Raw genomic sequence first — 23,769 nt, 5'->3', positions numbered from 1 at the left:
AGACGCCAGCATGTCCAACCCCGCCAGCAAGTCCAACGACGCCGCCGACCCGCTGAAGCTGATCGCGCTCGACGCGGACGATCTCGCGATCCTGTCCGCCCATCTGCAGGACGCCGTCCTCAAGGTCGGCGACATCGCCTGGCTGCCTGCCGAGAAGCGCTTTGCGCTTGCCGCCCGCCGCTTCGACTGGCAGGGCGCGCAAACAGGCGAGCGCCGCCGCCGGCTGGCGGCGCTGCATTTCGAGCGCGTCATCTCCGCCAAGAGCACGAAAGTCGATGCAAGCCTCCCCGGCGCGATCCTGAACCTGCTGGCGATCACCTTCGAGGAGCGTGACGGCCCCGCCGGCGATGTCATCCTGCATTTCTCGGATGGCGCCGCGATCCGGCTGGACGTCGAATGCATCGAGGCCCAGATGAAAGATCTCGGCCCGGTCTGGGAAGCGATCGCGACGCCCGATCACCCCGACAGCGCCTGATTTCCGCAACGTTCCTTCCAGCATGTCTACGATCGGAAACACCACGTCATTCCGGACAAGCGGCAAAGCCGCGCCGATCCAGAATCCATCATCGAGCACGACGGCTCCCTATGATGGATTCCGGGTCTCCGCTGCGCTACGCCCGGAATGACGACGCGTTTCGACACGACGTTTCCAGTTCCGGTTCTTGAGGTCATTTGCGATGCCGATCAGGCTCGACGACAGGGATGCACGCTTCGAGCAGGATTTTCGTGATCTGCTCGGGGCCAAGCGCGAGGTTTCCGAAGAGGTCGATCGCGTCGCCGCCGACATCATCGCCGATGTCCGCGAGCGCGGCGACGCGGCCGTCATCGCGTGCACCAGCCGCTTCGACGGGCTTGACCTGACGCCGGACACGTTGCGCGTCGGCGAGGCCGAGATCGATGCCGCCATTGCCGCCTGTTCGGCGGAATTGCTCGCAGCGCTGGAGACGGCGCGCGCCCGCATCGAGGCCTATCATCGCCGCCAGAAGCCGCAGGATGCCTGGTTCTCCGACGCGCTCGGCGTCGAGAGCGGCTGGCGCTGGAGCGCGATCGAGGCCGTCGGGCTCTATGTTCCCGGCGGCACGGCGAGCTATCCGTCCTCCGTGCTGATGAACGCCGTGCCGGCCAAGGTCGCGGGCGTGCCACGCGTGGTCATGGTCGCGCCGACGCCGCGTGGCGAAACCAATCCGCTGGTGCTGGCGGCGGCCCGCCTCGCCGGTGTCGACGAGGTCTATCGCATCGGCGGGGCGCAAGCCGTTGCGGCGCTGGCCTACGGCACGACGACGATCGCCCCCGTCGCCAAGATCGTCGGCCCCGGCAATGCCTGGGTTGCAGCCGCCAAGCGCCGCGTCTTCGGCCAGGTCGGCATCGACATGATCGCCGGTCCCTCCGAGGTGCTGGTCATCGCCGACCGTACGGCAAATCCGGACTGGATCGCCGCCGACCTGCTGGCGCAGGCCGAGCATGACGTCTCCGCCCAGTCGATCCTGATGACGGACGATGCCGGCCTCGCGGAAGAGGTTGAAAAGGCGGTTCTGGCGCAGCTGAAGACGCTGCCGCGGGCGGAGATCGCCGGCAGGAGCTGGGCCGATTTCGGTGCGATCCTGCTGGTGGGAGATCTCGACGCCGCGATTCCGCTGGTCGACCGGCTGGCGCCCGAGCATCTCGAGATCATGACCTCCGACCCCGAGCGCCTTTCCGCGAAAATCCGCAATGCCGGCGCGATCTTCCTGGGCGGTCACACCCCCGAAGCGATCGGCGACTATGTCGGCGGGCCCAACCATGTCCTGCCGACAGCGCGCTCGGCCCGGTTCTCATCGGGGCTGGGCGTCGTCGACTTCATGAAACGGACCTCACTGCTGAAATGCGGGCCGGATTCCTTGCGCGCGCTTGCGCCGGCCGCGACGCGCCTTGCCGAAGCCGAGGGCTTGCAGGCGCATGGCCGTTCCGTGACGATCAGGCTGAATCTTTAGAGCCTTGCGCGAAAAGGTGGGAACCGGTTTTTCGCATGAGCAATGCTCTAAACTTTAGCGTGATCTAAGCATTGCGACTCAAGCGACGAAACCGGAGGTGGCATGTCCGACAGCGCGAGAGCCGAAAGCAAGTGCCTGATTGGCGTGACGCTCGACGAAGCCTCCCTCGGTCGGGGCTCTCCGGACCAGGAGCATGAGCGCGCCGTCGCCATCTACGACCTGATCGAGCGCAACCAGTTCGCTGTGCAGGACCATGCGGGAGGTCCCTATCTCGCCCATCTCGCGCTGGTCGAACGCCGGCTCGTCTTCGAGATCAGGCAGGCCGACGGCGCAGCCGTCATCACCCATGTCCTGTCGCTGACGCCGTTCAAGCGCATCATCAAGGACTACGAGATGGTCTGCGAGAGCTACTATGCCGCCATCCGCACCGCCACGCCCTCGCAGATCGAGGCGATCGACATGGGCCGGCGCGGCCTGCATGACGAAGCCGCCGGCATTCTGGTCGAGCGGCTGGCGACCAAGGTCGAGGTCGACCACGACACGGCGCGCCGTCTCTTTACCCTGATCTACGCCCTGCACTGGAAGGGCTGAGCGCCTTGGAGGGTTTCGCTCCCTCGCGCAAGGTCCAGAGCGTGCTCTTCATGTGCGCGCAGAACGCGGTGCGTTCGCCGATGGCCGAGGCGATGGCCAAGCACTTCTTCGGCAAGTCGATCTATGTCCAGTCGGCCGGGGCGAGGAAGGGCGAGGCCGATGGTTTCGTGCTCACGGTGCTCGACGAGATCGGCATCGACGCCCACAAGCACAAGCCGAAATCGGTCGACGAACTGGAGGAGTGGGAGGGGTTGAATTTCGACCTGATCATCTCGCTGTCGCCGGAAGCCCATCACCGGGCGCTCGACCTGACCCGCACGGTCGCCGCCGATGTGGAATACTGGCCGACAGTCGATCCCACGGTCGTGCAGGGCTCGCGCGAGCAGATGCTGGACGCCTATCGCGAGGTCCGCGACGGGCTTATGCGGCGCATCAAGGACAGGTTGAAGAGCTGAGAACCGGATGCCGGGGCGTGGTGCTGACGCCCCGGCATCCGGTTCACTGGTGCTCAGCGCACCAGCACGGCCCCGCCGCAGCGGACGCCGCTGACCCATGAATCGGCCTGGCCGAGACCGATGCCGAGCGTGCCCAGCACGGCGTTGAGGATCTGGTCGATCGGCGTCGCCGCACCTGCGATGACGCCGCTGACCGCGCCGCCGAGACCGGGCAAGGCGAGCCCGAGCCCGAGCGCCTCGACCCGCAGATCGAGATCGCCGACGAGGCGCGAGAGCAGCGTGGCCGTGAAGTTCTGCGTCGAGGTCGTGCGCTTGTCGCCGCGAAGGATCTCCGGATAGGTGAAGGAGACCGAGGCTTCCGACAGGTTGGTCATCGTTGCATGCGCCCGGCCGCTGACCTTGGCGAGGCCTGCCACGTTCAGCAGCGTCGCCGCGGGCGGGTTCGGGGCGCTGCGGAAATTATTGAATTCGGATAGCGAGACCTGCCCGATCCAGGCGTCGATCAGGGCGGGCGTCACACCGAGCGTCACCCGCGAGGTCGAGACGTCGCCGGGGTTGCACTGGATGGCCGAAAGCCGCGCGGTCGCGGCAGCGAGTTCCAGATAGAGCGGCAGGCTGACCAGCGAGGCCTGACCGGAACCGACGAGATCAAGCGTCAGCAGCAGGCGCGTCTGCGCCGTATGGACGCTCGCGCCCATTCGTCCGACGCTGACGAGGCTGGTTCCGACCGGCCTTTCGCCGATGCCGAGCCTGAGCGAAGCCGCCGCGAGGCCGGGAATGTTGATGGCAAGTCCGACATCGATCTGGCGCGCACCGTTCGAGATCTGGGCCACGGCGGAGACAAGGTCGAGAGCGGTCAGCGAGGCTGCGATCGGCGCGGGCTCGGCCAAGGATTTCTGGCCGTATGCGCCAAACGACACGAGCCCCTTGAGGTCGACCGCCTGCGTGGCGTTGCCAGGCGCCGCCGCGATCCGCGACAGGGCGTCATTGGCTGCGACGCTGCTCGTCGCATTGTCGCGCGCCGCCTCATGCGCCGCCTTCAGCACGTCGCCGAGCCGGACATTGCTCCTGAGCACATCGTCATAGGTTGCGGCCGTCAGGTTCGCCCTTGTCGCGAGACGCCGGGAGAAAGTGAACAGGTCGATGCGCGCCTTGACCAGCGCCTCATAGTCCATGACGGAGAGTGACAGGCTGCTACCGAGGAGGCCGCCGAGCACGCCGTTCAGCACCCCGCCCTCGAGCTTGGCCAGTCGTGATCCGACCGCGAAGGAGGCCTGCGCGTCCTGCACCGCAATCGCGCTGCTGCCGATCGGAACCTCGCCGCTCGACAGGCTCGCCCGTGTTGCGGCAGCCGCTGCCTTTGCCGGCTGTGTGTCCGTCGATGACCCGGCGAGCGCCCTGCCGAGCAGCATCTGGACGGTCGCCTTCATCTCGACCTTGACGGCGTTGGCGGTCGCGGCAGGGCCGGGCATGAACCGGCTCTCCACGGGCAGGGCGGCGTCGGCCTTATAGATGCCGAGCTCGACCGTCTCGACATTGCCGGGGGCAAAGCCGTTGGCGCTGGCGCTGGCCTGCGCGGCGGCCCTGGCGCGCGGCAGGTCGCTGGCGGCGGCGAGCGCGGCGAGGTCGTTGGCGGTCTGCTGCCGACGCTTCTCGTAGAAGAAGCTACCGACATCGACCGCCATCGCGCCGAAGCCGAAGATCACGAAAATGCCGGCGGCAAACAGCAGCGTGACGCCACCGCCTTCATCGCGCGCCATGCTCCTGAGAGTACCGGTCATGATGGCCTCCTTAACGAAGGGAGAGATGCGGATTTTGGTCAGTAGCCGCCGCGCTGGATGACGGCGCGTCGCTCAACCACAGGTGGTGGCAGTGCGACCAGCGCGGCGACGCTCTGGAACACCGTGTCGGACATGTCGTAGGAGACGGCGACCTCGAAGGTCTGCTGCGGCGGGCCGCTCTGGGCGGTCGTCACTTTCAGTTTCGCCGGGTCGATGAAAGCGTAGGACGCCGCGTTGGCCGTGACGAAACCGCGCGCGATCGCCTCTCGCTCGGCGTCGTTGAGCCCGGACACAGATGCTCTGGCCGCCTCAGAGGCGATTTGCTGAAGACCGTGATAGATTCCGAAGATGTAGCCGTAGGCGATGATGCCGAAGATCATCAGCAGCAGGACGGGCGCGACCAGCGCGAACTCGACGGCGCTGGTGGCTGATGTGTCCTTGTAGAAGCGACCGGCTCCGAGACGCATGACGCACACCCTCAGGTAGAAATTACTACCTTGGGTTGTAACAACCAATTGCTTACAAGTGGTAAATGCCGCCGCTCGGCTACCAGGGCCGCCCGGGTCCGATGCCMCCGAGGCCGAGCCAGTCCGCGATCGTCGCGGCGATATCGGCGAAGCTTTCGCGCCGGCCGATCGGCTCGGCCGGACCGCCCGGGCCGAAGGCCAGGATCGGCACGTGCTCGCGGGTGTGGTCGGTGCCCGGCCAGGTCGGGTCGTTGCCATGGTCGGCGGTGATCACCGCGAGATCGCCGGGTCTCAGCGCCTTCTCCAGCCGGGGCAGCATCGCGTCGAATGCCTCGAGCGCGGCGGCATATCCCGGCACGTCGCGGCGATGGCCGAATTCGGTGTCGAAATCGACGAGGTTCACGAAGCAGAAGCCGCCATCGGGCAGGCGTTCCCACACCTCCAGCGCCGCATCGAACATCGCGGCGTTGCCGAAGCGCTTGATCTCCTCGCCCGTCGCGCGGTGGGCGAAGATGTCGCCGATCTTGCCGACCGTGATGATGGAGCGGCCTTCGCCGACCAGCCTGTCGAGCAAGGTCTCCTGCGGCGGCGGGATCGCGAAATCCTTGCGGTTGCCGGTGCGGCTGAAGCCTGTCTCGGGCGCGCCGATGAAGGGCCGGGCGATCACCCTGCCGATCCGCAACGGATCGACCAGCAAGCGGACCTTGCGGCAGAGCGCGTAGAGCTGCTCCAGCCCGAAATGCTCTTCATGCGCGGCGATCTGCAGCACGGAATCGACGGAGGTGTAGCAGATCGGCTTTCCCGTCCGGATATGCTCCTCCCCGAATTCGTCGATGATCGCGGTCCCCGGCGCGTGCTTGTTGCCGAGAATACCGGGCAGGGCGCCGTCGCGGATGATCGCCGCGATCAACTCCGGCGGAAACGAGTTCTCCAGCGCGGTGAAATAGCCCCATTGGAACGGCACAGGGCAGCCCGCGATCTCCCAATGGCCGGACGGCGTGTCCTTGCCCTGGCTGACCTCGACGCCGTAGCCGTAACGGCCTTGCGGAGCGGCCGGCTTGGCGATGCCTGCGAGCGGCGTTCCGGTCGAGGCTTCGCAGGCATGGGCGAGCCCGAGCCTGACGAGGTTGGGCAGTTTCAGCGATCCTTTGCGCAGCCCGTCACGGTCGGCGCGACCTTCGTTGCAGGCAAGTGCGATGTGACCGAGCGTGTCGGCGCCCTCGTCACCATAAGCGACTGCGTCGGCAGCCCCGCCGCAGCCGACGGAATCGAGCACGATCAGGACGGCGCGCGCCATCGTCAGGCGCTCACGCCAGCATGGCCGACAGGTTCGAGATTGAGCGCAGCGGCGAGCAGCGCCTGCGTATAGGCTTGCCGGGGCCGCGCGAAAATCTCCTCCGCCGGCCCTTCCTCCACCACCTTGCCGTTCTGCATGACGACGACCCGGTGCGACAGCGCACGCACCACCTTGAGGTCGTGGCTGATGAAGAGATAGCCGAGCTTGCGCTTCGCCTGCAGGTCGCGCAGCAATTCGACGATCTGGGCCTGCACGGACATGTCTAGCGCCGAGGTCGGTTCGTCCAGCACGACGAAGCGCGGGTTCAGCGCCATGGCGCGCGCGATCGCGATGCGCTGGCGCTGGCCGCCCGAGAACTCGTGCGGATAGCGGTCCATCGCGGCGGGGTCGAGCCCGACATCGGTGAGCGCCTGCGCTACGATCTCGCGACGCTGTGCATAGCTCAGCCCGCTCTGCTGCACGGTCAGGCCCTCCGCGACGATCTCGGCGACCGACATCCGTGGCGACAGCGAGCCATAGGGGTCCTGGAAGACGACCTGAAGGTCCTTGCGCTTCGGCCTAACCTCGGAACTCGACAATCCGTCGATCCGGTCGCCGAGGAAAACGATCGGGCCCTCCGAGGAAATCAGCCTGAGGATCGCGAGCCCAAGCGTAGTCTTGCCCGAACCGGATTCGCCGACGACACCGAGCGTTTCGCCCTCGCGCACCGAAATCGAGATGCCGTCGACGGCCTTCACATGGCCGGTGGTCTTGCGCAGAAACCCCGACTTGATCGGGAACCAGATCTTCATCGGGCCGGCTTCGAGCAGCGTCGCCGCGCCCTCGGCGACCGCGGCGGGCCGGCCCTTCGGCTCGGCTGCGAGCAGGCGCCTGGTATAGTCGTGCTGCGGATTGCCGAAAATCTCGGCGACCGGACCCTGCTCGACGATCTTGCCTTTCAGCATGACGCAGACCCGGTCGGCGATGCGCCTGACGATGCCGAGATCATGGGTGATGAACAGCATCGCCATGCCCAGCCTGCCCTGAAGCTCCTTCAGCAGCGCCAGAATTTGCGCCTGCACGGTGACGTCGAGCGCCGTCGTCGGTTCGTCCGCGATCAGCAATTCCGGTTCGTTGGCGAGCGCCATCGCGATCATCACGCGCTGGCGCTGTCCGCCCGAAAGCTGGTGCGGATAGGCGTCGAGCCGGCTTTCCGCGTCGCGGATGCCGACCAGCGCCAGCAATTCCAGCGTACGGGCGCGCGCCTTCTCGCCGCGCAGACCCTTGTGCAATTCGAGGATCTCGCCGATCTGCCGCGTGATCGTGTGCAGCGGATTGAGCGAGGTCATCGGCTCCTGGAACACCATGGTGATGTCGTTGCCGCGCACTTTGCGCATCGCATCCTCGTCGGCGCCGATCAGGTCCTGACCGTTGAAGATCACCGTGCCTGAGGGGTGATAAGCGGATGGATAGTTGAGCAGCTTGAGGATCGAGAGCGCCGTCACCGATTTGCCGGAGCCGGATTCACCGACGATCGCCAGCGTCTCGCCCTTGGCGATGGAGAAGGAGATGCGATCGACGGCCAGCGTCTCGCGCCCACCCTGGCGGAAGGCGACGGAAAGGTCTTGGACGGAGAGGAGGGGCAAGGCGGTCATTGGTGGGCGACAGACTTCTCAGCGGTTTTCACGAGTTTGCCGCCGGCGAACCGGAAATGCGTTTCGATGATGGTGTCTCCCGGAACGATCCCATCCAGATTTTCCAGAGTGACGGTCACGAGAGCATGGTCTGGAAAATTCGCGGAGATGTCCGTCTCGAATTTGTGTGCGGGATAGCCTTCAACAATCCGTCGTCGAAAAGGCTCTCGCATCGGGCGGCTCCAACAATGCAGCATAAACCGGCCGCGACTCTCATTGAGGCGGGGGAGGGGGTCAAGCAAACGTCTTCCGCGGATCAAAGGCATCGCGCACCGCCTCGCCGATGAAGATCAGCAGCGACAGCATCAGCGCGATCACGACGAAGCCCGAGAGCCCGAGCCACGGCGCCTGCAGGTTCGATTTCCCCTGCGCCAGCAGCTCGCCCAACGAGGGCGAGCCCGGCGGCAGGCCGAAACCCAGAAAGTCGAGCGAGGTCAGGGTGGTGATCGAGCCGTTCAGGATGAACGGCAGGAAGGTCAGTGTCGCCACCATCGCATTGGGCAGCAGGTGCTTGACCATGATGGCGCGGTTGGAGAGCCCGAGCGCACGCGCGGCGCGGACATACTCGAAGTTGCGCGCTCGCAAAAACTCCGCCCTGACCACGCCGACAAGCGCGACCCACGAAAACAGCAGCAGGATGCCGAGCAGCACGAAGAAGCTCGGCGTGATGATCGCCGCCACAATGATGAGCAGATAGAGCGCTGGAATCGAGGTCCAGATCTCGATGACGCGCTGGAAGATCAGGTCGGTCCAGCCGCCGAAATAGCCCTGGATCGCACCGGCGGCAATGCCGATCACCGAGGAGATGCCACACAGGATCAGCCCGAACAGAATCGAGATGCGGAAGCCGTAGATCAGCCTTGCGACCACGTCGCGGCCCTGGTCGTCGGTGCCGAGCCAGTTCCATTCGAGGTCGCGGCAGCCCGTCCCGCCGCTGCGCTCCGCGATCACCTTGCATTGCTCGTCCTTGAGCCGCCAGGTCGGCGGCGCGGGCGCGGGCACCGGCAGATCGAGATTATGCGTCTGATAGGAATAGCGGATCGGCGGCCAGACCAGGTAGCCATGGGCCGCGATCTCCTTGGCGATGACCGGGTCGCGATAATCGGTGGTCGCGAGAAAGCCGCCGAACTTCTCTTCCGGATAGTTCACCGCAATCGGGAACAGGAACTCGCCCTTGTAGCGCACGATCAGAGGCCGGTCGTTGGCGATGAACTCGGCGAAGAGCGAGAGCACGAAGAGCGTCAGGAATATCCAGAGCGACCACCAGCCGCGCCTGTTGGCCTTGAAGTTGTTCAGCCTGCGACGGTTGATCGGCGAGAGCTTGAGCCAGCCCTGCGCCGCCTCGACCGGAGCCTGCGCGGGAGCGCCGCTGCGCAAGGCAGGCGGCTGGGCGTCGAGAAGCGCGTCGCTCATGCCTCTCAGGCCTCCCGCGTGTCGAAATCGATGCGAGGGTCGACCCAGGTGTAGGTCAGGTCGGTGATGAGGTGCACGAACAGGCCGATCAGCGAGAAGATGTAGAGATTGGCGAACACCACGGGATAGTCGCGGTTGACGATCGCCTCGAAAGACAAAAGCCCGAGGCCATCCAGCGAGAAGATCGTCTCGATCAGCAGCGAGCCGGCAAAGAGCGCATGCACGAAGGCGCCGGGAAAGCCGGCGATGACGATCAGCATGGCGTTGCGGAAGACATGGCCATAGAGCACGCCGCGCTCCGACAGACCCTTCATCCGCGCGGTCAGGACGTATTGCTTGCGGATCTCGTCGAGGAAGGAGTTCTTGGTCAGCAGCGTCGATGTCGCGAACGCCCCCAACGCCATCGCCGTCACCGGCAGGGCGATGTGCCAGAGATAATCTGCGATCTTCCCGAAAAAGCTCAGCTGCGCGAAATTCTCCGAATACAGCCCCCGCAGCGGGAAGATCTGCCAGAACGAGCCGCCGGCGAAGAGCACGATCAGCAGGATCGCGAACAGGAAGCCGGGGATGGCGTAGCCGACGATCACGACCGCGCTGGTCCAGGTGTCGAAGCGCGAGCCGTCCTTCACCGCCTTGCGGATGCCGAGCGGGATCGAGATCGCGTAGGAGAGCAGCGTCATCCACAAGCCGAGCGAGATCGAGACCGGCAGCTTTTCCTTGATCAGCTGCAGCACCGGCGCATCGCGAAAATAGCTGCGTCCGAAATCGAAACGGATGTAGTCGCCGAGCATCTTGGTGAAGCGCTCATGGGCCGGCTTGTCGAAACCGAACTGCTTTTCGAGCTCCTTGATGAAGGCCGGATCGAGTCCCTGCGCCCCGCGATAGGCGGAACTCGCGTCGCCGCCCGCCTGCAGGCCGTCGCCGCCCTGGCCGCCGCCGACGCGGTCGGTCGCGCCGCTATTGGGGTTCTGCAATTGTGAGATCACGCGTTCGACCGGGCCGCCCGGCGCGAACTGCACGATGACGAAGGAAATCAGCAGGATGCCGAACAAAGTCGGCACCATCAGCGCGATGCGCCGGGCGATGTAACTCAGCATCCCGGCTCAAGCCTTTCCGATGCGCTTGGCTTTTTCGGGATCATACCACCAGATCGAAGGCGCGCCGGAGGAGTATTTCGGCTTGGTCTGCGGTCTGTCGAACATGTCCCAATAGGCCAGCCATTCATGGGCGTTCCACCACATCGGGATCCAGTAGCGGCCGGCCCGCAGCAGCCGGTCGAGGCATTTGGCGGCGACGACGACCTCGGCATAGCTGTCGGCCTGGCCGATCTTTTCGATCATCGCGTCGATGGCAGGGCTCGCGATGCCGCCTGAATTGCGCGAGCCGCGTGTCTTTGCCGCTTCCGAGCCATAGACGATGCGCAGGGAGTCGCTCGGGATCGAGCTGCCGCCGAGCGCTCGGCTGATGATGTCGAAATCGAACTCGTCGAGCCGACGCTGGTACTGCGCGGCGTCGACGATGCGCGATGTAGCATTGATGCCGAGCCGCTTCAGATTGGCCTGGAAGGGCTGGGTATGGGGTTGCAGCGCGGCTTGTGAATCGAGGAACTCGATCTCGAAGGGCTGGCCGCTTGGCAGCTTCAGCACATTACCGTCGCGCTTGCAGCCGGCGGCGCGGAACATCTCGTCGGCGCGGCGCAGCAGGTTGCGGTCGCTGCCCGAGCCGTCCGAGACCGGCGGTAGAAAAGGTTCGCCGAAGACCTCGTCGGGCACCTGCCCACGGAACGGCTCCAGCAGTTTGAGCTCCTCAGGCGAGGGCTTGCCGACGGCCTTGGAATCCGAGTTCTCGAAATAGGAGGTCATCCGGCTGAAGGACGAGAACATGATGTTCTTGTTGGTCCAGTCGAAATCGAAGCACAGGCCGAGCGCCTCGCGGATGCGCGGGTCGGCGAACTTGTCGCGGCGCAGGTTGAAGATCCAGCCCTGCGAGCCGATCGGCTCGGTCTTGGGCAGGCTCTCCTTTTTGACCTTGCCTTCATTGATCGAGGGAAAATCGTAGCCCGTCGCCCAGATGCGCGAGGTGAATTCTTCCTGGAAGGTGATGATGCCGCTCTTGAAGGCCTCGAACGCGACCTGCCGGTCGCGGAAATACTCCCAGCGCACCCGGTCGAAATTATTGGTGCCGATATTCACGGGCAAATCCCTGCCCCAATAATCCGGCACGCGCTCGAACTCGATGAAGCGCCCTTGCTCGAAGCGTCCGACCTTGTAGGCGCCCGAGCCGAGCGGAGCCTCCAGCGTCGAGGCGCTGAAATCGCGCGTGGACCAGTATTTTTCGGAGAACACCGGCAGTCCAGCGACGACGAGATGCAGGTCGCGGCTGCGCTTGGGCGAGAGCTGCACGACGACGATGTCGTCGCCCTGCGCCTGCGAAGACACCATCTCGTTCAGGATCAGGCGGAAGGAGGGATGCCCCTTCGCCTTGAGCAGGTTCATCGAGAAGGCGACGTCTGCTGCCGTGACGCGCGATCCGTCATGGAACTTGGCCTCCGGCCGCATCCGGAACCGATAGGTCAGCTTGTCCGCCGAGATTGCGACGCTTTTCGCCAGAAGCCCGTAAAGCGAGCCCGGCTCGTCACCCGAGCCCGCCATCAGGCTGTCGAAGCATGCGTCCATGCCGGCTGCGCCGTCGCCCTGCAGCACGAAGGTGTTGAGCGTGTTGAAGGTGTCGAAGCTCTGGTTGCCGCCAGCGCGCTTGATCTGGATCGTCAGCGTGCCGCCCTTGGGGGCTTTGGGGTTCACATAGGCGAAATGCGGAAAATCGGCCGGCAGAGCGAGTTCGCCGAAGGTCGACAGGCCATGGATTTCGCTCTCCTGCGAAAGAGCCGGGCTCCTGAATGCCGTCAGGCTCGCGCTGGCTGCGGCCGCTCCGCCGGCCTCGATCAGTCTGCGGCGGGTGATGCGCATCGCCATGGCTCCTGATCTCCCTCGGTGATTCGCTGGCCGATTATGCCGCGCGCGGTCGCTGCCGCCATGCTGACCGCAACACTGCGGCGTTCACAAGACCTTGCGCCTTCGGACGGCCTGCCCGCCGACAAGCAAAAGCCGGGCGCGGCGGCCCGGCTCGAAAGATCTGCGCGCGCCGGATCGACGCAAGCTTTATTTCGGCAGCGGCTTGGGCGCGTCCGAGAGCGTGTTGAGATAGGCGACGACGTCGGCGCGCGAATCCGGCTTGCCGATGCCGGCGAAAGCCATGGCGGTGCCCGGCATGTAGGCTTTGGGGTTCTTTAGGAAGCCATCGAGCTGCTCGGCCTCCCATTTCTCGCCGGACTTGGCCTTGATCGCCGCCGAATAGCCGAAGCCCTCGACCGAGCCCTTGGCGCGGCCGTAGACGTCGTAGAGATGCGGGCCGACCTTGTTGGCGCCGCCCTTCTCGAAGGTATGGCAGGCCTTGCACGCGCCGACGGCCTTTTCGCCCTTGGCGGGGTCGGCCTTGGCGAGACGCACGGTGATCGGCTCATCGGCTGCGGCGGTCGCGCCGCCGGTCGCGGCTGCTGGCTCCTCGCTCGGAAGATCGAAGCCGGGAACCGCCGGCTTGTGCGGTGTGAAGACGATGCCGGCGATCATGTTGAGACCGAGCGCCACGAGCAGGGTGGAGAGAACCGCTCCGGCGATCTTGTTGGTTTCGATATCCATCGTATCCGGACCCTCGGCCCCGCCGGCGCAAGACGCGGGAGGCAAGACAGCGCTCTGGCGGGACCTTGAAACAGCTCCAGCCTTGACGCCGTGCTTAACCGCTTTGCGCGCTGCAATGCAACTCGTATAAGCACGCTCCGCTTTGAGACCTTTTGACGCTTCCCGCGGCGCCGGTCCGCATCTTTCGCTCCCTAGCCTTTCGCCCCGATGCGAGCCTTTCGCCCCGATGTCTGACCCGCTGATCCTGATCCCCGCCCGCATGACGGCGACGCGCCTGCCCGGAAAGCCGCTGGCGGACATCCATGGCGAGGCCATGATCGTGCATGTCTGGCGGCGCGCCATCGAATCCGGCATCGGCCCTGTCGCGGTCGCGACCGATGAGGCTGCCATCGTCGATGCCGTCGAGAAGGCCGGCGGCCGCGCGGTCCTGACCCGAAACGACCATCCGTCCGGCTCCGACCGCATCAAGGAAGCCGCGGACATCCTCGATCCCGAAGGCCGTCACGACGTCATCGTCAACGTGCAGGGTGACCTGCCGACCATCGATCCACGCGTGATTGCAGCCTCGGTCGGGCCGCTATCGGAGAATGCGGTCGATATCGTCACGCTTGCCGCCATCATCACGCGCGAGGAGGAAAAGACGGAATCCAGCGTGGTCAAGGCGATTGCCAGCGAGATTTCGCCGGGCCGGATGCGCGCGCTCTATTTCACCCGCGCCACGGCGCCTTCGGGCGAGGGGCCGCTCTACCACCATATCGGCCTCTACGCCTATCGCCGCCGGGCGCTCGATCGCTTTGTCTCGTTGCCGCCGTCGCCTCTCGAAAAGCGCGAGCGGCTCGAGCAGTTGCGCGCCGTCGAGGACGGCATGCGCATCGACATCATCGTCGTCGACGACGTGCCGCTCGGCGTCGATACGCCCCATGACCTAGAACGCGCCCGCGCCATGCTGGCCAAGCGCGCCGGAGCCTGAGTATCCCCATGTCTGTCATCGTGTCGTATCAGGGCGAACCCGGCGCCTTCTCGTCGCAGGCCGCCCTGCAGGTCTTCCCCGATTGCGAATTGCTGCCCTGCGCTACCTTCGAGGACGCGCTCGCCGCCGTCAGCGACGGCACGGCCCGCTATGGCGCGATCCCGATCGACAATTCGATCGCGGGACGTGTCGCCGACATCCACCACCTCCTGCCGCGCTCGGGCCTGCACATCATCGGCGAGCATTTCCTGCCGATCCGCTTTCATCTGATGGCGGGCGAGGGCGCGACGCTGGCGACGCTCAAGACGGTGCAGAGCCACATCCATGCGCTCGGGCAATGCCGCAAGATCATCCGCAAGCTCGGCCTCAAGGCCGAGGTCGCGGCCGACACCGCCGGTTCCGCCCGGCAGGTGGCCGAGGCGGGCGATCCGACCCGCGCCGCGATCGCGCCGCGCATCGCAGCCGACGTCTACGGGCTGAACATCCTGATGGAGGATATCGAGGACGAGAAGCACAACACCACGCGCTTCGTCATCCTGTCGAAATATCCGGAATACGCCCGCCAGAGTGCGGCCAAGACCGTGACCACCCTGATCTTCCAGGTCAGGAATCTGCCGGCGGCGCTTTACAAGGCCATGGGCGGCTTCGCCACCAACGGCGTCAACATGACCAAGCTCGAAAGCTACATGGTCGACGGCCATTTCTCGGCGACGATGTTCTATGCCGATGTCGAGGGCCATCCCGACGATCCGGCGCTCAGGCGCGCGCTTGACGAACTGGCCTTCTTTTCCAAGGAAACCAAGATCCTCGGCGTCTACCCGGCGCATGAGTTCCGCGACAGCTTCCCGGAGCCGGGCGAGTAGGGTTCGTCCGCTAAGCCTCTTCGCCGTCGACAGCCCAGGCTTTCAGGATCGTATTGGCGATCGCCATGTGCGGCGGGCAGAACAGGTTGTCTGGGTGTTCGCCAGCCAGCATCTGGAGCGCTTCGCTGCGGGAGAACCAGCGCCCGGCTTCCAGCTCCGTGCCATCGAGCACGATGTCGTCGTTCAGCGCCTGCGCGATGCAGCCGATCATGAGCGAGCCCGGAAACGGCCAGGGCTGCGAGGCGATGTAGCGCACCGTGCCGGTCCTGAGGCCCGCTTCCTCCCAGGTCTCGCGCCGCACGGCGTCCTCGAACGTCTCGCCCGGCTCGATGAAGCCCGCGATGCATGAGTACATTCCCGGCGCGAAGCGCGACTGCCGGGCCAGCAGGCAATTGTCGCCGCGCGTCGCCAGCATGATCACGACCGGGTCGGTGCGCGGGAAATGCTGCGCACCGCAGGCGGTGCATTGACGCTTCCAGCCGGCCGAGCCGAGTTCGGTGGGCCCGCCGCATTGCGCGCAGAAGCGGTGGCGAGCGTGCCAGTCGAGCAGAGCCTTAGCCTCGCCGAGCGGGCCGAGTTCGGTCTTCGGCACGAGCTTTTTCAGCGCGACCGAACGCAGATCGGTCAGCAAGAGCTCCGGTCTTTCGCGCAAGGTCTCCGCCATTGCCTTGTCGACGAGGCGCGCGAACCGGGGCGCGCCATCGGCGTCCAGTCCCAGAAAAGCCTCTTCCAGTCCCGGGCCGAGCAAATTCGTCTCGGCATGGCTGAACCAGACGGTCAGCGCCTCGCCGTCGAGGCGTTTCAGCACCGGCGTTTCGCCGGCGACGACCGTCAGCCGCGTATCCGAGCGATGGCGTAGCGCCGCCAGCGCGTCGGGCTTGTCGCGCAAATCGGCCCGGCGATCGATGCTGCTGGTGGCGAAGCCGGTCTGGGCGGAGCGTTCGCGGCGGGAGGAAGCGTCGTTCATGGCTTCCGTCCTACCTGCTCGCCACGGGGGCTTGCAAGCATCGCCGCTGGGCGCGACCGCCGATCACGCAGGATTGCGCCCCCGCAGCAGGTGGATGATCGCGGAAAAATCGGCTCCGCCTTCGCCCCAGGCATTGTGGATGCCGTAAAGCTGGGCCGCCGCCGCGCCGAGCGGCGTCGCCGCGCCAGCCGCCTGCGCGGCTTCCTGCGAGAGCTTGAGGTCCTTCAGCATCAGCGCCGAGGCGAAGCCTGCCTTGTAGTCGTTGTTGGCGGGTGAGGTCGGCACCGGGCCGGGCACCGGGCAATAGGTCGTCAGCGACCAGCACTGGCCCGAGGAGGTCGAGGCGACGTCGAACAGCGCCTGATGCGACAGGCCGAGCTTCTCGGCCAGCACGAAAGCCTCGGACACGCCGATCATCGAGATGCCCAAAATCATGTTGTTGCAGATCTTGGCGGCCTGCCCGTTGCCGGCCGAACCGCAATGGACGATCCGCCGGCCCATCTTCGCCAGCACGGGCTCGCCCAGCGAAAACGCGTCGTCGGCGCCGCCGACCATGAAGGTCAGCGTCGCGCCCTTGGCTCCGCCGACGCCGCCCGAAACAGGCGCGTCGAGCGAGAGGCAGCCGCGTTCGGCCGCCAGCGCATGCGCCTTGCGGGCGCTCTCGACGTCGATTGTCGAGGAATCGATCAGCAGCGCGCCGGGCTTCACATAAGGCAGGATGTCGCCCCAGACGGATAGCACATGCTTGCCCGCCGGCAGCATCGTGACGATGACCTCGGCCCCCGCGACAGCCTCGACGGCGGAGCCGGCAATGCCGACGCCGAGTTCGGCGGCGGCGTCCTTGGACGCCTGCGACAGGTCGAAGGCGTGGACTTCATGCCCGGCCTTGACGAGGTTGCCGGCCATGGGGCCGCCCATATTGCCGAGTCCGATGAAGGCGATGGTGGTCATGAAGTCCTCCAGTCATTCCGTTTGACAGAATACTCGTTACGGCATATTTTTTGGGTGTGATCAGATCGTTTGCAGACAGGGATTCCGAACGCCTGTTTCATGACGGCTCTGTCCGGCGCTTCGCTGCAATCGAACGCGTCATTCGGCGCAAATTGTTGCTGCTGAATGCCGCGCGCAAACTCGACGATCTGCGCACGCCGCCCGGCAACCGGCTGGAAGCGCTGAAGCGGGATCGGATCGGTCAGCATTCGATCCGTGTCAACGACCAGTGGCGCATTTGTTTCCGCTGGATCGACGGCGAGCCGCATGACGTCGAGATCGTCGATTATCATTGACGGCGGCGCGGGCCGCCGGGAGGAACGAGCAGGGTGAAAAGCGATGGCGACTTTGCAGGATGATGTTGATGCGGCAGGCCCGCTGCTGGCCCCGATCCCGCCCGGCGAGATACTGCTGGAAGAGTTCATGAAGCCGTCGGGCATCAGCCAGAACCGGCTCGCACGAGATATCGACGCGCCAGTGAGCCGGATCGCCGGCATCATCAAGGGAGAGCGCGCGATCACGGCCGATACGGCGTTGCGGCTGGCTCGCTTCTTCGGGACGAGCGCCGAGATGTGGCTGAGCCTGCAGGCCGACTACGATCTGCGCGTCGCGCGGCGCGCAAAGGGCGGCGAGATCGAAAAGCGGGTGCGGCAACTGGCGGCATGACCGGTTGCGCTTCGCCGAAGCACCATGACGAGGAGGCCGAAGGCATCGACTAGCCTTTCCTTTCGGCATCTATTTTCTCGTTAGCTGGCATGGTCGCCCGGATGCTGTTGTCCATCGCCGCCCGTTGACTGGCCATGCGGGTCAGGCCCGCCTCGCCGGGTCGCTCGACGCCTTTCGGTTGACTGAACCAAGCATGATACGCCCAGCACGCTCCCCAGCCCAAACCGGCACCGATTGTAGCTGTGAACAGAACCGAATTTTGCACGCCAATGGCTTTGGCACCGTAGGCTGCAATGGCTCCCACAACCGAGAGCCGGGCCACATGGGCTATGCTATCCCGATAATCGACGGCGAACTTTGCCATATCAATTCCCCTTGGCCCGGCCAACCAGCCCGCGCGCGACGATCATCCGCATCACCTCATTGGTGCCTTCCAATATCTGGTGGACCCTGAGATCGCGCACGATCTTCTCGATGCCGTAATCGGCGAGATATCCGTAGCCGCCATGGATCTGGAGCGCCTGGTTGGCGACCTCGAAGCCGGTGTCCGTCGCGATGCGCTTGGCCATGGCGCAGAGCCTTGTCGCGTCGGGCGTCTTGGCGTCGAGCGCGGCGGCTGCGCGCCACAGGAAGGTCCGCGCGCATTCCAGTTCGGTCGCCATGTCGGCGAGCTTGAACTGCAGCGCCTGAAAATCGGCGATGCGGGAGCCGAACGCCTTGCGCTCCTGCGCATAGGCCAGCGCCTTGTCGAGCGCCCCTTGAGCCCCGCCAATCGAGCAGGCGCCGATGTTGAGCCTGCCGCCATCGAGGCCGGCCATGGCGATCTTGAAGCCGATCCCCTCCGGCCCGATCCGGTTGGCGACGGGCACGCGGCAGTTCTCGAAGATCACGGCCCGCGTCGGCTGCGCGTTCCAGCCCATCTTCTTTTCGTTCGCCCCGAAGGAGAGGCCGGGCGTGCCCTTCTCGACGACGATGGTTGAGATACCCGACGCTCCCGCTTCGCCCGTGCGCACCATCACGACATAGATGTCGGCGACGCCGGCGCCGGAAATGAACTGCTTCTGCCCGTCGAGGACGTAGTGGTCGCCGTCGAGCACGGCCTTCGTCTTCAAAGCGGCGGCGTCCGACCCTGCCCCGGGCTCGGTCAGGCAATAGCTCGCCAGATGCGCCATGCTGCAGAGCTTCGGCAGGAACGCCTTGCGCTGCGCCTCGTCGCCATAGCGGTCGATCATCCAGGCGCACATATTGTGGATCGAGATATAGGCTGCGATCGTCGGGCAGCCAGCCGACAGCGCCTCGAAGATCAGCGCTGCATCGAGCCGCGACAGTCCCGAGCCGCCGACATCCTCGGCGATGTAGATGCCGCCCATGCCGAGTGCGGCGGCGGCCCGCATTTCCTCGACCGGAAAATGCTTCTCCTCGTCCCAGCGCGTTGCGTGGGGCGCGAGCGTGTCGGCCGCGAAGCCCTGCGCCATGTCGCGGATGGCGATCTGGTCTTCGGTGAGGGAGAACGGGTTCAAGACTGGCGGTCCTTCAAGGCTGGCTCTCCTTGCGTCCGGTCTTCTTCTGCGGCGCTTCGGCCGGCAGAACAGGTCTGCGTCCGGGAAGCGCGCCATCGAACTGGGTTGCGCGGGCTCGGTGCGGCGAGAGCGGGGAATCCACCGGAACGAAGCTTTCGGGTCCGACGGGGCTCTCCGGCCGCCCGATGAACACCCTGGGTCCGCGATCGGTCACGACGACGTCGCCATATTGCAGCTGTCCCTCCGCAATGAAGCTCTCCACCGTCACCGGAGGCGTCGGTAGCGTCACGGCACTGGCCCGGCGCTGCCGGTTGTCCTCGATCACCTGCCGGACATGGGCCTGGCTGCGCTGCCGCATCTCGTCGATCCGCTTCTGCCAGACGCGCCGGCAATGAGCCTTCTCGATCTCGCCGAGCAGGCGAACCTCGTCGCCGCCGGCGTCGCAGATCGCATCGCCTGGAATCGCAGGCTGAGCGGGCTCGGCGACAGGCTGCGCCAGCGCCGCCCCGGTCGCACAGAGGAGGCCAAACGACGATGCCAGCAGGAGCAGCAACCGTCCCATGCCTTCTCCGCCCGTCGGCGTCCCGGTTCAGCTCATCGTCGGAATGACGAAGCTCGCGCCGTCCTTGATACCGCTCGGCCAGCGCGCCGTCACCGTCTTGGTCTTGGTGTAGAAGCGGATCGAGTCCGGCCCGTGCTGGTTCAGATCTCCGAAGGACGAGCGCTTCCAGCCACCGAAGGTGTAGTAGGCCAGCGGCACCGGGATCGGCACGTTGATGCCGACCATGCCGACCTGGACCTTGGAAGCAAAGTCGCGCGCCGCGTCGCCGTCGCGGGTGAAGATCGCGGTGCCGTTGCCGTATTCGTGGTCGTTGGTCAGCTTCAGCGCCTCGTCATAGGTTTCGGCGCGCAGCACCGAGAGAACCGGCCCGAAAATCTCCTCCTTGTAGATGCGCATGTCCTTGGTGACGTTGTCGAACAGGCAGCCGCCCACATAGAAGCCGTTCTCATAGCCCTGCATCTTGAAGTCGCGGCCGTCGACGACGAGCGATGCGCCCTCGCCGATGCCGATATCGATGTAGGACCGGATCTTTTCTTCGGCCGCCTTGGTGACGACCGGGCCATAATCGGCGGCCATGTCGGTCGAGGGGCCGATCTTGAGGGCCTCGACGCGGGGGATGAGCCGCTTCACCAATTCGTCGGCGGTGGCCTTGCCAACCGGCACCGCGACCGAAATCGCCATGCAGCGTTCGCCAGCCGAGCCGTAGCCGGCGCCGATCAGCGCATCGACCGCCTGGTCCATGTCGGCGTCGGGCATGATCACCATATGGTTCTTGGCGCCGCCGAAGCACTGCACGCGCTTTCCCGCCGCGCAACCGCGCGAGTAGATGTACTCCGCGATCGGGGTCGAGCCGACGAAGCCGACCGCCTTGATGTCGGGGTCGTCGAGGATGGCGTCGACGGCCTCCTTGTCGCCGTTGACGACGTTGAGGATGCCGGGAGGCCCGCCCGCCTCGATGAACAACTCGGCCAGCCGCATCGGCACGCCGGGGTCGCGCTCGGAGGGCTTCAGGATGAAGGCGTTGCCGCAGGCGATCGCGGGGCCGAGCTTCCAGAGCGGGATCATGGCCGGGAAGTTGAACGGCGTGATGCCGGCGCAGACGCCGAGCGCCTGGCGCAGCGAATAGATGTCGATTCCGGGGCCGGCGCCGTCGGTGAACTCGCCTTTCATCAGATTGGGCACGCCGAGCGAGAACTCCACGACCTCGACGCCGCGCTGGATGTCGCCCTTGGCGTCGGGAATGGTCTTGCCGTGCTCGCGGGCGAGCAATTCGGCGAGTTCGTCGTTGTTCTGCGCGATCAGGTCGAGGAACTTCATCAGCACGCGGGCGCGACGCTGCGGGTTGACGGCGGCCCAGGCGGGCTGCGCGGCGGCGGCGTTCTCGACGGCCTGACGCATCTCGGCGGCCGAGGCCAGCGCGACCTTGCCGATGATGCTGCCATCCATCGGCTGGTAGATGTCGGCCGTGCGGCCCGAGGTGCCCGCGACATGCTTGCCGCCGATGAAATGCCCGACCTGACGCATCGCGCCCTCCCTACGAATGGTGTGGTGTCCCGATTGCGGCAACCCCTACCATTCTCGTTTGCGCACGGCTATAGGCAACCCGGATTGGATGTCGTGCGCAAAAGCGAATATCGGGGAGAGCGCCTTTGGAGCGGTTCGACTGGGACGATCTGCGCTTCTTCCTCGCGGTCGCGCGCTCAGGCCGGCTGACGGCGGCGGCCCGCCGTCTCGGCGCCGACCACGCCACGGTCTCGCGTCGCATTACCTCGCTGGAGGAATCGCTCAAGGCCAAGCTCTTCGAGCGAAGGCCGCAGGGCTACACGCTGACCGCCCATGGCGAGCGCCTGCTGGCCAAGGCCGAGAGCATGGAGACCGAGGCGCTGGCGATCCAGAGCGATATCGGCGGGGCCGACATGGCGCTGTCGGGCACGGTCAGGATCGGCGCGCCAGACGGCTTCGGCACGATTTTTCTGGCGCCGCGCCTGGCCAAGCTGGCGCAGGCCTATCCCGGGCTCGAACTGCAGCTGATCGCGATGCCGCGCCTGCTCTCGCTGTCGAAGCGCGAGGCCGATGTCGCGATCACGCTCGCCCCGCCCAAGGAAGGCAAGGTCGTGGCGCGCAAGCTCTCCGACTACCGGCTGGGCCTGTATGCGACGCAGGGCTATCTCGACGCGATGCCGAAGGTCGAGAAGCCCGAGGATCTCTTCGCCCACCGCATCGTCGGCTATATCGACGACCTGATCTTCACGCCCGAGCTCGATTATCTCGATGAGGTCGCCAAGGGTCTGCGCGCGCAGGTCCAGAGTTCGAGCGTGCTGGCGCAGATGAATGCGGTCGTCGCGGGCGCCGGTATCGGCGTGATCCACCATTTCATGGCTGCGAGCGAACCGCGCCTCGTGCCGGTTCTTCCCGAGACGGTCTCGATCACGCGCTCCTTCTGGCTGCTGGTCCACGCCGATCTGAAGGACGTCGCGCGCGTCCGCGCCATCGTCGACTTCGTCGTGCGCGAGGCGAAGTCCAGCCGGCCGTTGCTGATGGGGGAGAGGCTTGAGACGGCAGGAGCGGCTCGTCCCACTTCGCCTCAGGCGGCGTCGAGGCTGACCTGATTGCGGCCGTTGCGTTTGGCGGCATAGAGCGCGCGATCGGCCGCGATCAGCGCGTCGTCGAAGCTGCCATGCTCGCCGATCTCCGCGACGCCGATCGAGACGGTGAGGGCATCGCGATGCGCGCCGAGTTCCAATGTCTCGTGCGAGACGTCGAGCCGGATATGGTCGCTCTGTCGCATGGCGGCCTTCGCATCGAGTCCCGGAAACAGGATGGCGAATTCCTCGCCGCCGATACGGGCGAGCAGATGCCCGCCGGCCTCGGCCGATTGCCCGAGGCAACGTGCGACGCTCTTCAGCGCCTGGTCGCCGAAATCATGGCCATGCGTGTCGTTGAGGCGCTTGAAGTCGTCGATGTCGACGATCGCGACGGCGCTGCTGCGCTTTTTCGAGCGTGCTTTGTCGATCAACGCCGCGGCCTGATCGAAAAAATGACGGCGGTTGTGGAGCCCGGTGAGTGCGTCGCGCGACGCCAGATTGTGCAACTGCTCGATCTGCGCCAGCGTTTCGACGTTGTTGGCGATCCGGCACTGCAGTTCTTCGGGGATGAACGGCATCGAGATGAAGTCGTTCGCGCCAGCCTTCAGGAAGCCGACCGAGACCATGCGATCATTCGAGGACGAAACGCCGATCACGCGCAGCCTGCTGGAGGGGAACTGCCGCCGAATGCGGCGTGTCAGCTCGTAGCCGTCCATCTTCGGCATGTTGTAGTCGCTGACGACGAGCCGGATGTCCTTGTCGTTTTCCAGCAACGACAACGCCTCGGCGCCGGAGCCGGCCTCGATGACGTCGTATTGCTGGATCTTCAACATCCGGGCGAGCAGCTTGCGGGTGGCCGTGACGTCGTCGACGACGAGAATGCGAATACGGCGATTGGCAAGCGCCCGCTCGACGGTCCCCATCAGGATATCGAGAGCGAATTCGCTGTCCTTGGGCACATAGTCGATGACATCGCGCGCCATGATGCGGTTGCGCGTCTCGAGATCGAAGCTGCCGGTGTGGACGATTGTCGGAATGCCGCGCTGAACGGCGAAATCGACCGCCTCGCCATGTGGAGCATCGGGAAGATTCAGGTCGACGACAGCCAGCGTGAAGGCCGACCGGTCGTCGGTGACCGCCTCGTGCAGTTCGTTGAGCGAGCGGCAGGCGACGAGCGGCAGGCCGATCGTGTCTTTCAGGCGGCGGCACAGGGCGACTGAATAGGTCTTCGAATCCTCGACCACGAGAATGGTCATGTCGCCAGACGCCGGCTCGTGGCGAAGATGGGTTGCGTTATGGCCCAT

25 protein-coding genes are annotated in these 23,769 nt (G+C 65.6%); 9 read left to right on the top strand and 16 right to left on the bottom strand.

Features of this window, described 5'->3' with window-relative positions; all coding sequences use genetic code 11:
- Positions 1–10 precede the first annotated feature (10 nt).
- The 4 genes from AC1DZY_RS07190 (at position 11) to AC1DZY_RS07175 (ending at position 3,016) form a co-directional block, all read left to right on the top strand.
- A complete protein-coding gene (locus AC1DZY_RS07190) occupies positions 11–475 on the top strand; it encodes a DUF2948 family protein (RefSeq protein WP_476819400.1) in 465 nt (154 codons plus the stop codon).
- Positions 476–677: 202 nt separating this feature from the next.
- Positions 678–1,970 carry a histidinol dehydrogenase gene (gene hisD / locus AC1DZY_RS07185; RefSeq protein WP_476819399.1) on the top strand — a complete coding sequence of 431 codons (1,293 nt, stop codon included), beginning with the start codon at positions 678–680 and terminating at the stop codon, positions 1,968–1,970.
- Positions 1,971–2,072: 102 nt separating this feature from the next.
- Positions 2,073–2,561 carry a UPF0262 family protein gene (locus AC1DZY_RS07180; RefSeq protein ID WP_476819398.1) on the top strand — a complete coding sequence of 163 codons (489 nt, stop codon included), beginning with the start codon at positions 2,073–2,075 and terminating at the stop codon, positions 2,559–2,561.
- Positions 2,562–2,611: 50 nt separating this feature from the next.
- The gene (locus tag AC1DZY_RS07175) at positions 2,612–3,016 is read left to right on the top strand and encodes an arsenate-mycothiol transferase ArsC (RefSeq protein WP_476819467.1); all 405 of its coding nucleotides are present in this window, start codon (positions 2,612–2,614) and stop codon (positions 3,014–3,016) included.
- A 53-nt stretch (positions 3,017–3,069) separates the two neighbouring features.
- On the opposite strand, the gene AC1DZY_RS07170 is transcribed toward AC1DZY_RS07175, so the two are convergent.
- The 9 genes from AC1DZY_RS07170 to AC1DZY_RS07130 all read right to left on the bottom strand — a co-directional run bounded on the left by AC1DZY_RS07170 (position 3,070) and on the right by AC1DZY_RS07130 (position 13,342).
- Positions 3,070–4,797 carry a pilus assembly protein TadG-related protein gene (locus AC1DZY_RS07170; RefSeq protein WP_476819397.1) on the bottom strand — a complete coding sequence of 576 codons (1,728 nt, stop codon included), beginning with the start codon at positions 4,795–4,797 and terminating at the stop codon, positions 3,070–3,072.
- 38 nt (positions 4,798–4,835) lie between these two features.
- Entirely contained in the window at positions 4,836–5,264 is a 429-nt protein-coding gene (locus AC1DZY_RS07165; protein WP_476819396.1) for a TadE/TadG family type IV pilus assembly protein, read from the bottom strand.
- 79 nt (positions 5,265–5,343) lie between these two features.
- On the bottom strand, positions 5,344–6,561 hold the full coding sequence (locus tag AC1DZY_RS07160) for a phosphopentomutase (RefSeq protein ID WP_476819395.1): 1,218 nt from the start codon (positions 6,559–6,561) through the stop codon (positions 5,344–5,346).
- Between the two features lie 2 nt (positions 6,562–6,563).
- Positions 6,564–8,195, bottom strand: coding sequence for an ABC transporter ATP-binding protein (locus AC1DZY_RS07155; RefSeq protein WP_476819394.1), 1,632 nt, complete (start codon positions 8,193–8,195; stop codon positions 6,564–6,566).
- Positions 8,192–8,407 (bottom strand): hypothetical protein, encoded by a 216-nt coding sequence (locus AC1DZY_RS07150; protein WP_476819393.1) that lies wholly within the window; start codon positions 8,405–8,407, stop codon positions 8,192–8,194. The genes AC1DZY_RS07155 and AC1DZY_RS07150 overlap by 4 nt, the downstream gene beginning before the upstream one ends.
- Before the next feature lie 61 nt (positions 8,408–8,468).
- Positions 8,469–9,647 (bottom strand): ABC transporter permease, encoded by a 1,179-nt coding sequence (locus AC1DZY_RS07145; RefSeq protein ID WP_476819392.1) that lies wholly within the window; start codon positions 9,645–9,647, stop codon positions 8,469–8,471.
- 5 nt (positions 9,648–9,652) lie between these two features.
- The gene (locus AC1DZY_RS07140) at positions 9,653–10,744 is read right to left on the bottom strand and encodes a microcin C ABC transporter permease YejB (RefSeq protein WP_476819391.1); all 1,092 of its coding nucleotides are present in this window, start codon (positions 10,742–10,744) and stop codon (positions 9,653–9,655) included.
- Positions 10,745–10,750: 6 nt separating this feature from the next.
- Positions 10,751–12,613, bottom strand: a complete 1,863-nt coding sequence (locus AC1DZY_RS07135; RefSeq protein ID WP_476819466.1) for an extracellular solute-binding protein — start codon at positions 12,611–12,613, stop codon at positions 10,751–10,753.
- A gap of 192 nt (positions 12,614–12,805) precedes the next feature.
- Positions 12,806–13,342, bottom strand: coding sequence for a c-type cytochrome (locus AC1DZY_RS07130; RefSeq protein WP_476819390.1), 537 nt, complete (start codon positions 13,340–13,342; stop codon positions 12,806–12,808).
- A 226-nt stretch (positions 13,343–13,568) separates the two neighbouring features.
- Here AC1DZY_RS07130 and AC1DZY_RS07125 point away from each other — a divergent pair, with 226 nt between their 5' ends.
- Positions 13,569–14,312, top strand: coding sequence for a 3-deoxy-manno-octulosonate cytidylyltransferase (locus AC1DZY_RS07125; RefSeq protein WP_476819389.1), 744 nt, complete (start codon positions 13,569–13,571; stop codon positions 14,310–14,312).
- 8 nt (positions 14,313–14,320) lie between these two features.
- Positions 14,321–15,175 (top strand): prephenate dehydratase, encoded by an 855-nt coding sequence (locus AC1DZY_RS07120; RefSeq protein ID WP_476819388.1) that lies wholly within the window; start codon positions 14,321–14,323, stop codon positions 15,173–15,175.
- Between the two features lie 10 nt (positions 15,176–15,185).
- Here AC1DZY_RS07120 and nudC read toward each other — a convergent pair whose 3' ends face one another.
- Positions 15,186–16,142, bottom strand: a complete 957-nt coding sequence (gene nudC, locus AC1DZY_RS07115; RefSeq protein ID WP_476819387.1) for an NAD(+) diphosphatase — start codon at positions 16,140–16,142, stop codon at positions 15,186–15,188.
- 63 nt (positions 16,143–16,205) lie between these two features.
- Positions 16,206–17,093 (bottom strand): 3-hydroxyisobutyrate dehydrogenase, encoded by an 888-nt coding sequence (mmsB, locus tag AC1DZY_RS07110; protein WP_476819386.1) that lies wholly within the window; start codon positions 17,091–17,093, stop codon positions 16,206–16,208.
- A gap of 56 nt (positions 17,094–17,149) precedes the next feature.
- Here mmsB and AC1DZY_RS07105 point away from each other — a divergent pair, with 56 nt between their 5' ends.
- The gene (locus tag AC1DZY_RS07105) at positions 17,150–17,428 is read left to right on the top strand and encodes a type II toxin-antitoxin system RelE/ParE family toxin (RefSeq protein WP_476819465.1); all 279 of its coding nucleotides are present in this window, start codon (positions 17,150–17,152) and stop codon (positions 17,426–17,428) included.
- A 43-nt stretch (positions 17,429–17,471) separates the two neighbouring features.
- A complete protein-coding gene (locus AC1DZY_RS07100; RefSeq protein WP_476819385.1) occupies positions 17,472–17,798 on the top strand; it encodes a HigA family addiction module antitoxin in 327 nt (108 codons plus the stop codon).
- 49 nt (positions 17,799–17,847) lie between these two features.
- Here the strand turns inward: AC1DZY_RS07100 and AC1DZY_RS07095 are convergent, their stop codons facing one another.
- From AC1DZY_RS07095 to AC1DZY_RS07080, 4 genes are read right to left on the bottom strand one after another with little or no spacing between them, the layout of a single operon-like run.
- Positions 17,848–18,162, bottom strand: a complete 315-nt coding sequence (locus AC1DZY_RS07095; protein ID WP_476819384.1) for a hypothetical protein — start codon at positions 18,160–18,162, stop codon at positions 17,848–17,850.
- Between the two features lies 1 nt (position 18,163).
- On the bottom strand, positions 18,164–19,318 hold the full coding sequence (locus tag AC1DZY_RS07090) for an isobutyryl-CoA dehydrogenase (RefSeq protein ID WP_476819383.1): 1,155 nt from the start codon (positions 19,316–19,318) through the stop codon (positions 18,164–18,166).
- A gap of 13 nt (positions 19,319–19,331) precedes the next feature.
- Positions 19,332–19,880: a hypothetical protein gene (locus tag AC1DZY_RS07085; RefSeq protein WP_476819382.1), complete on the bottom strand. Its 549-nt coding sequence runs from the start codon at positions 19,878–19,880 to the stop codon at positions 19,332–19,334.
- 27 nt (positions 19,881–19,907) lie between these two features.
- Positions 19,908–21,404: a CoA-acylating methylmalonate-semialdehyde dehydrogenase gene (locus AC1DZY_RS07080; protein ID WP_476819381.1), complete on the bottom strand. Its 1,497-nt coding sequence runs from the start codon at positions 21,402–21,404 to the stop codon at positions 19,908–19,910.
- A gap of 125 nt (positions 21,405–21,529) precedes the next feature.
- Between AC1DZY_RS07080 and AC1DZY_RS07075 the strand changes: the two genes are divergently transcribed.
- Entirely contained in the window at positions 21,530–22,489 is a 960-nt protein-coding gene (locus AC1DZY_RS07075) for a LysR family transcriptional regulator (protein WP_476819380.1), read from the top strand.
- Here AC1DZY_RS07075 and AC1DZY_RS07070 read toward each other — a convergent pair.
- Entirely contained in the window at positions 22,465–23,769 is a 1,305-nt protein-coding gene (locus AC1DZY_RS07070; RefSeq protein ID WP_476819379.1) for a GGDEF domain-containing response regulator, read from the bottom strand. The two genes, AC1DZY_RS07075 and AC1DZY_RS07070, sit on opposite strands and share 25 nt — an antisense overlap.

The organism is Allobosea sp. P2_A10, from assembly GCF_056405115.1.
Note: the sequence above shows the minus strand (reverse complement) of the source record. Positions and strands in the feature narration are given on the sequence as shown.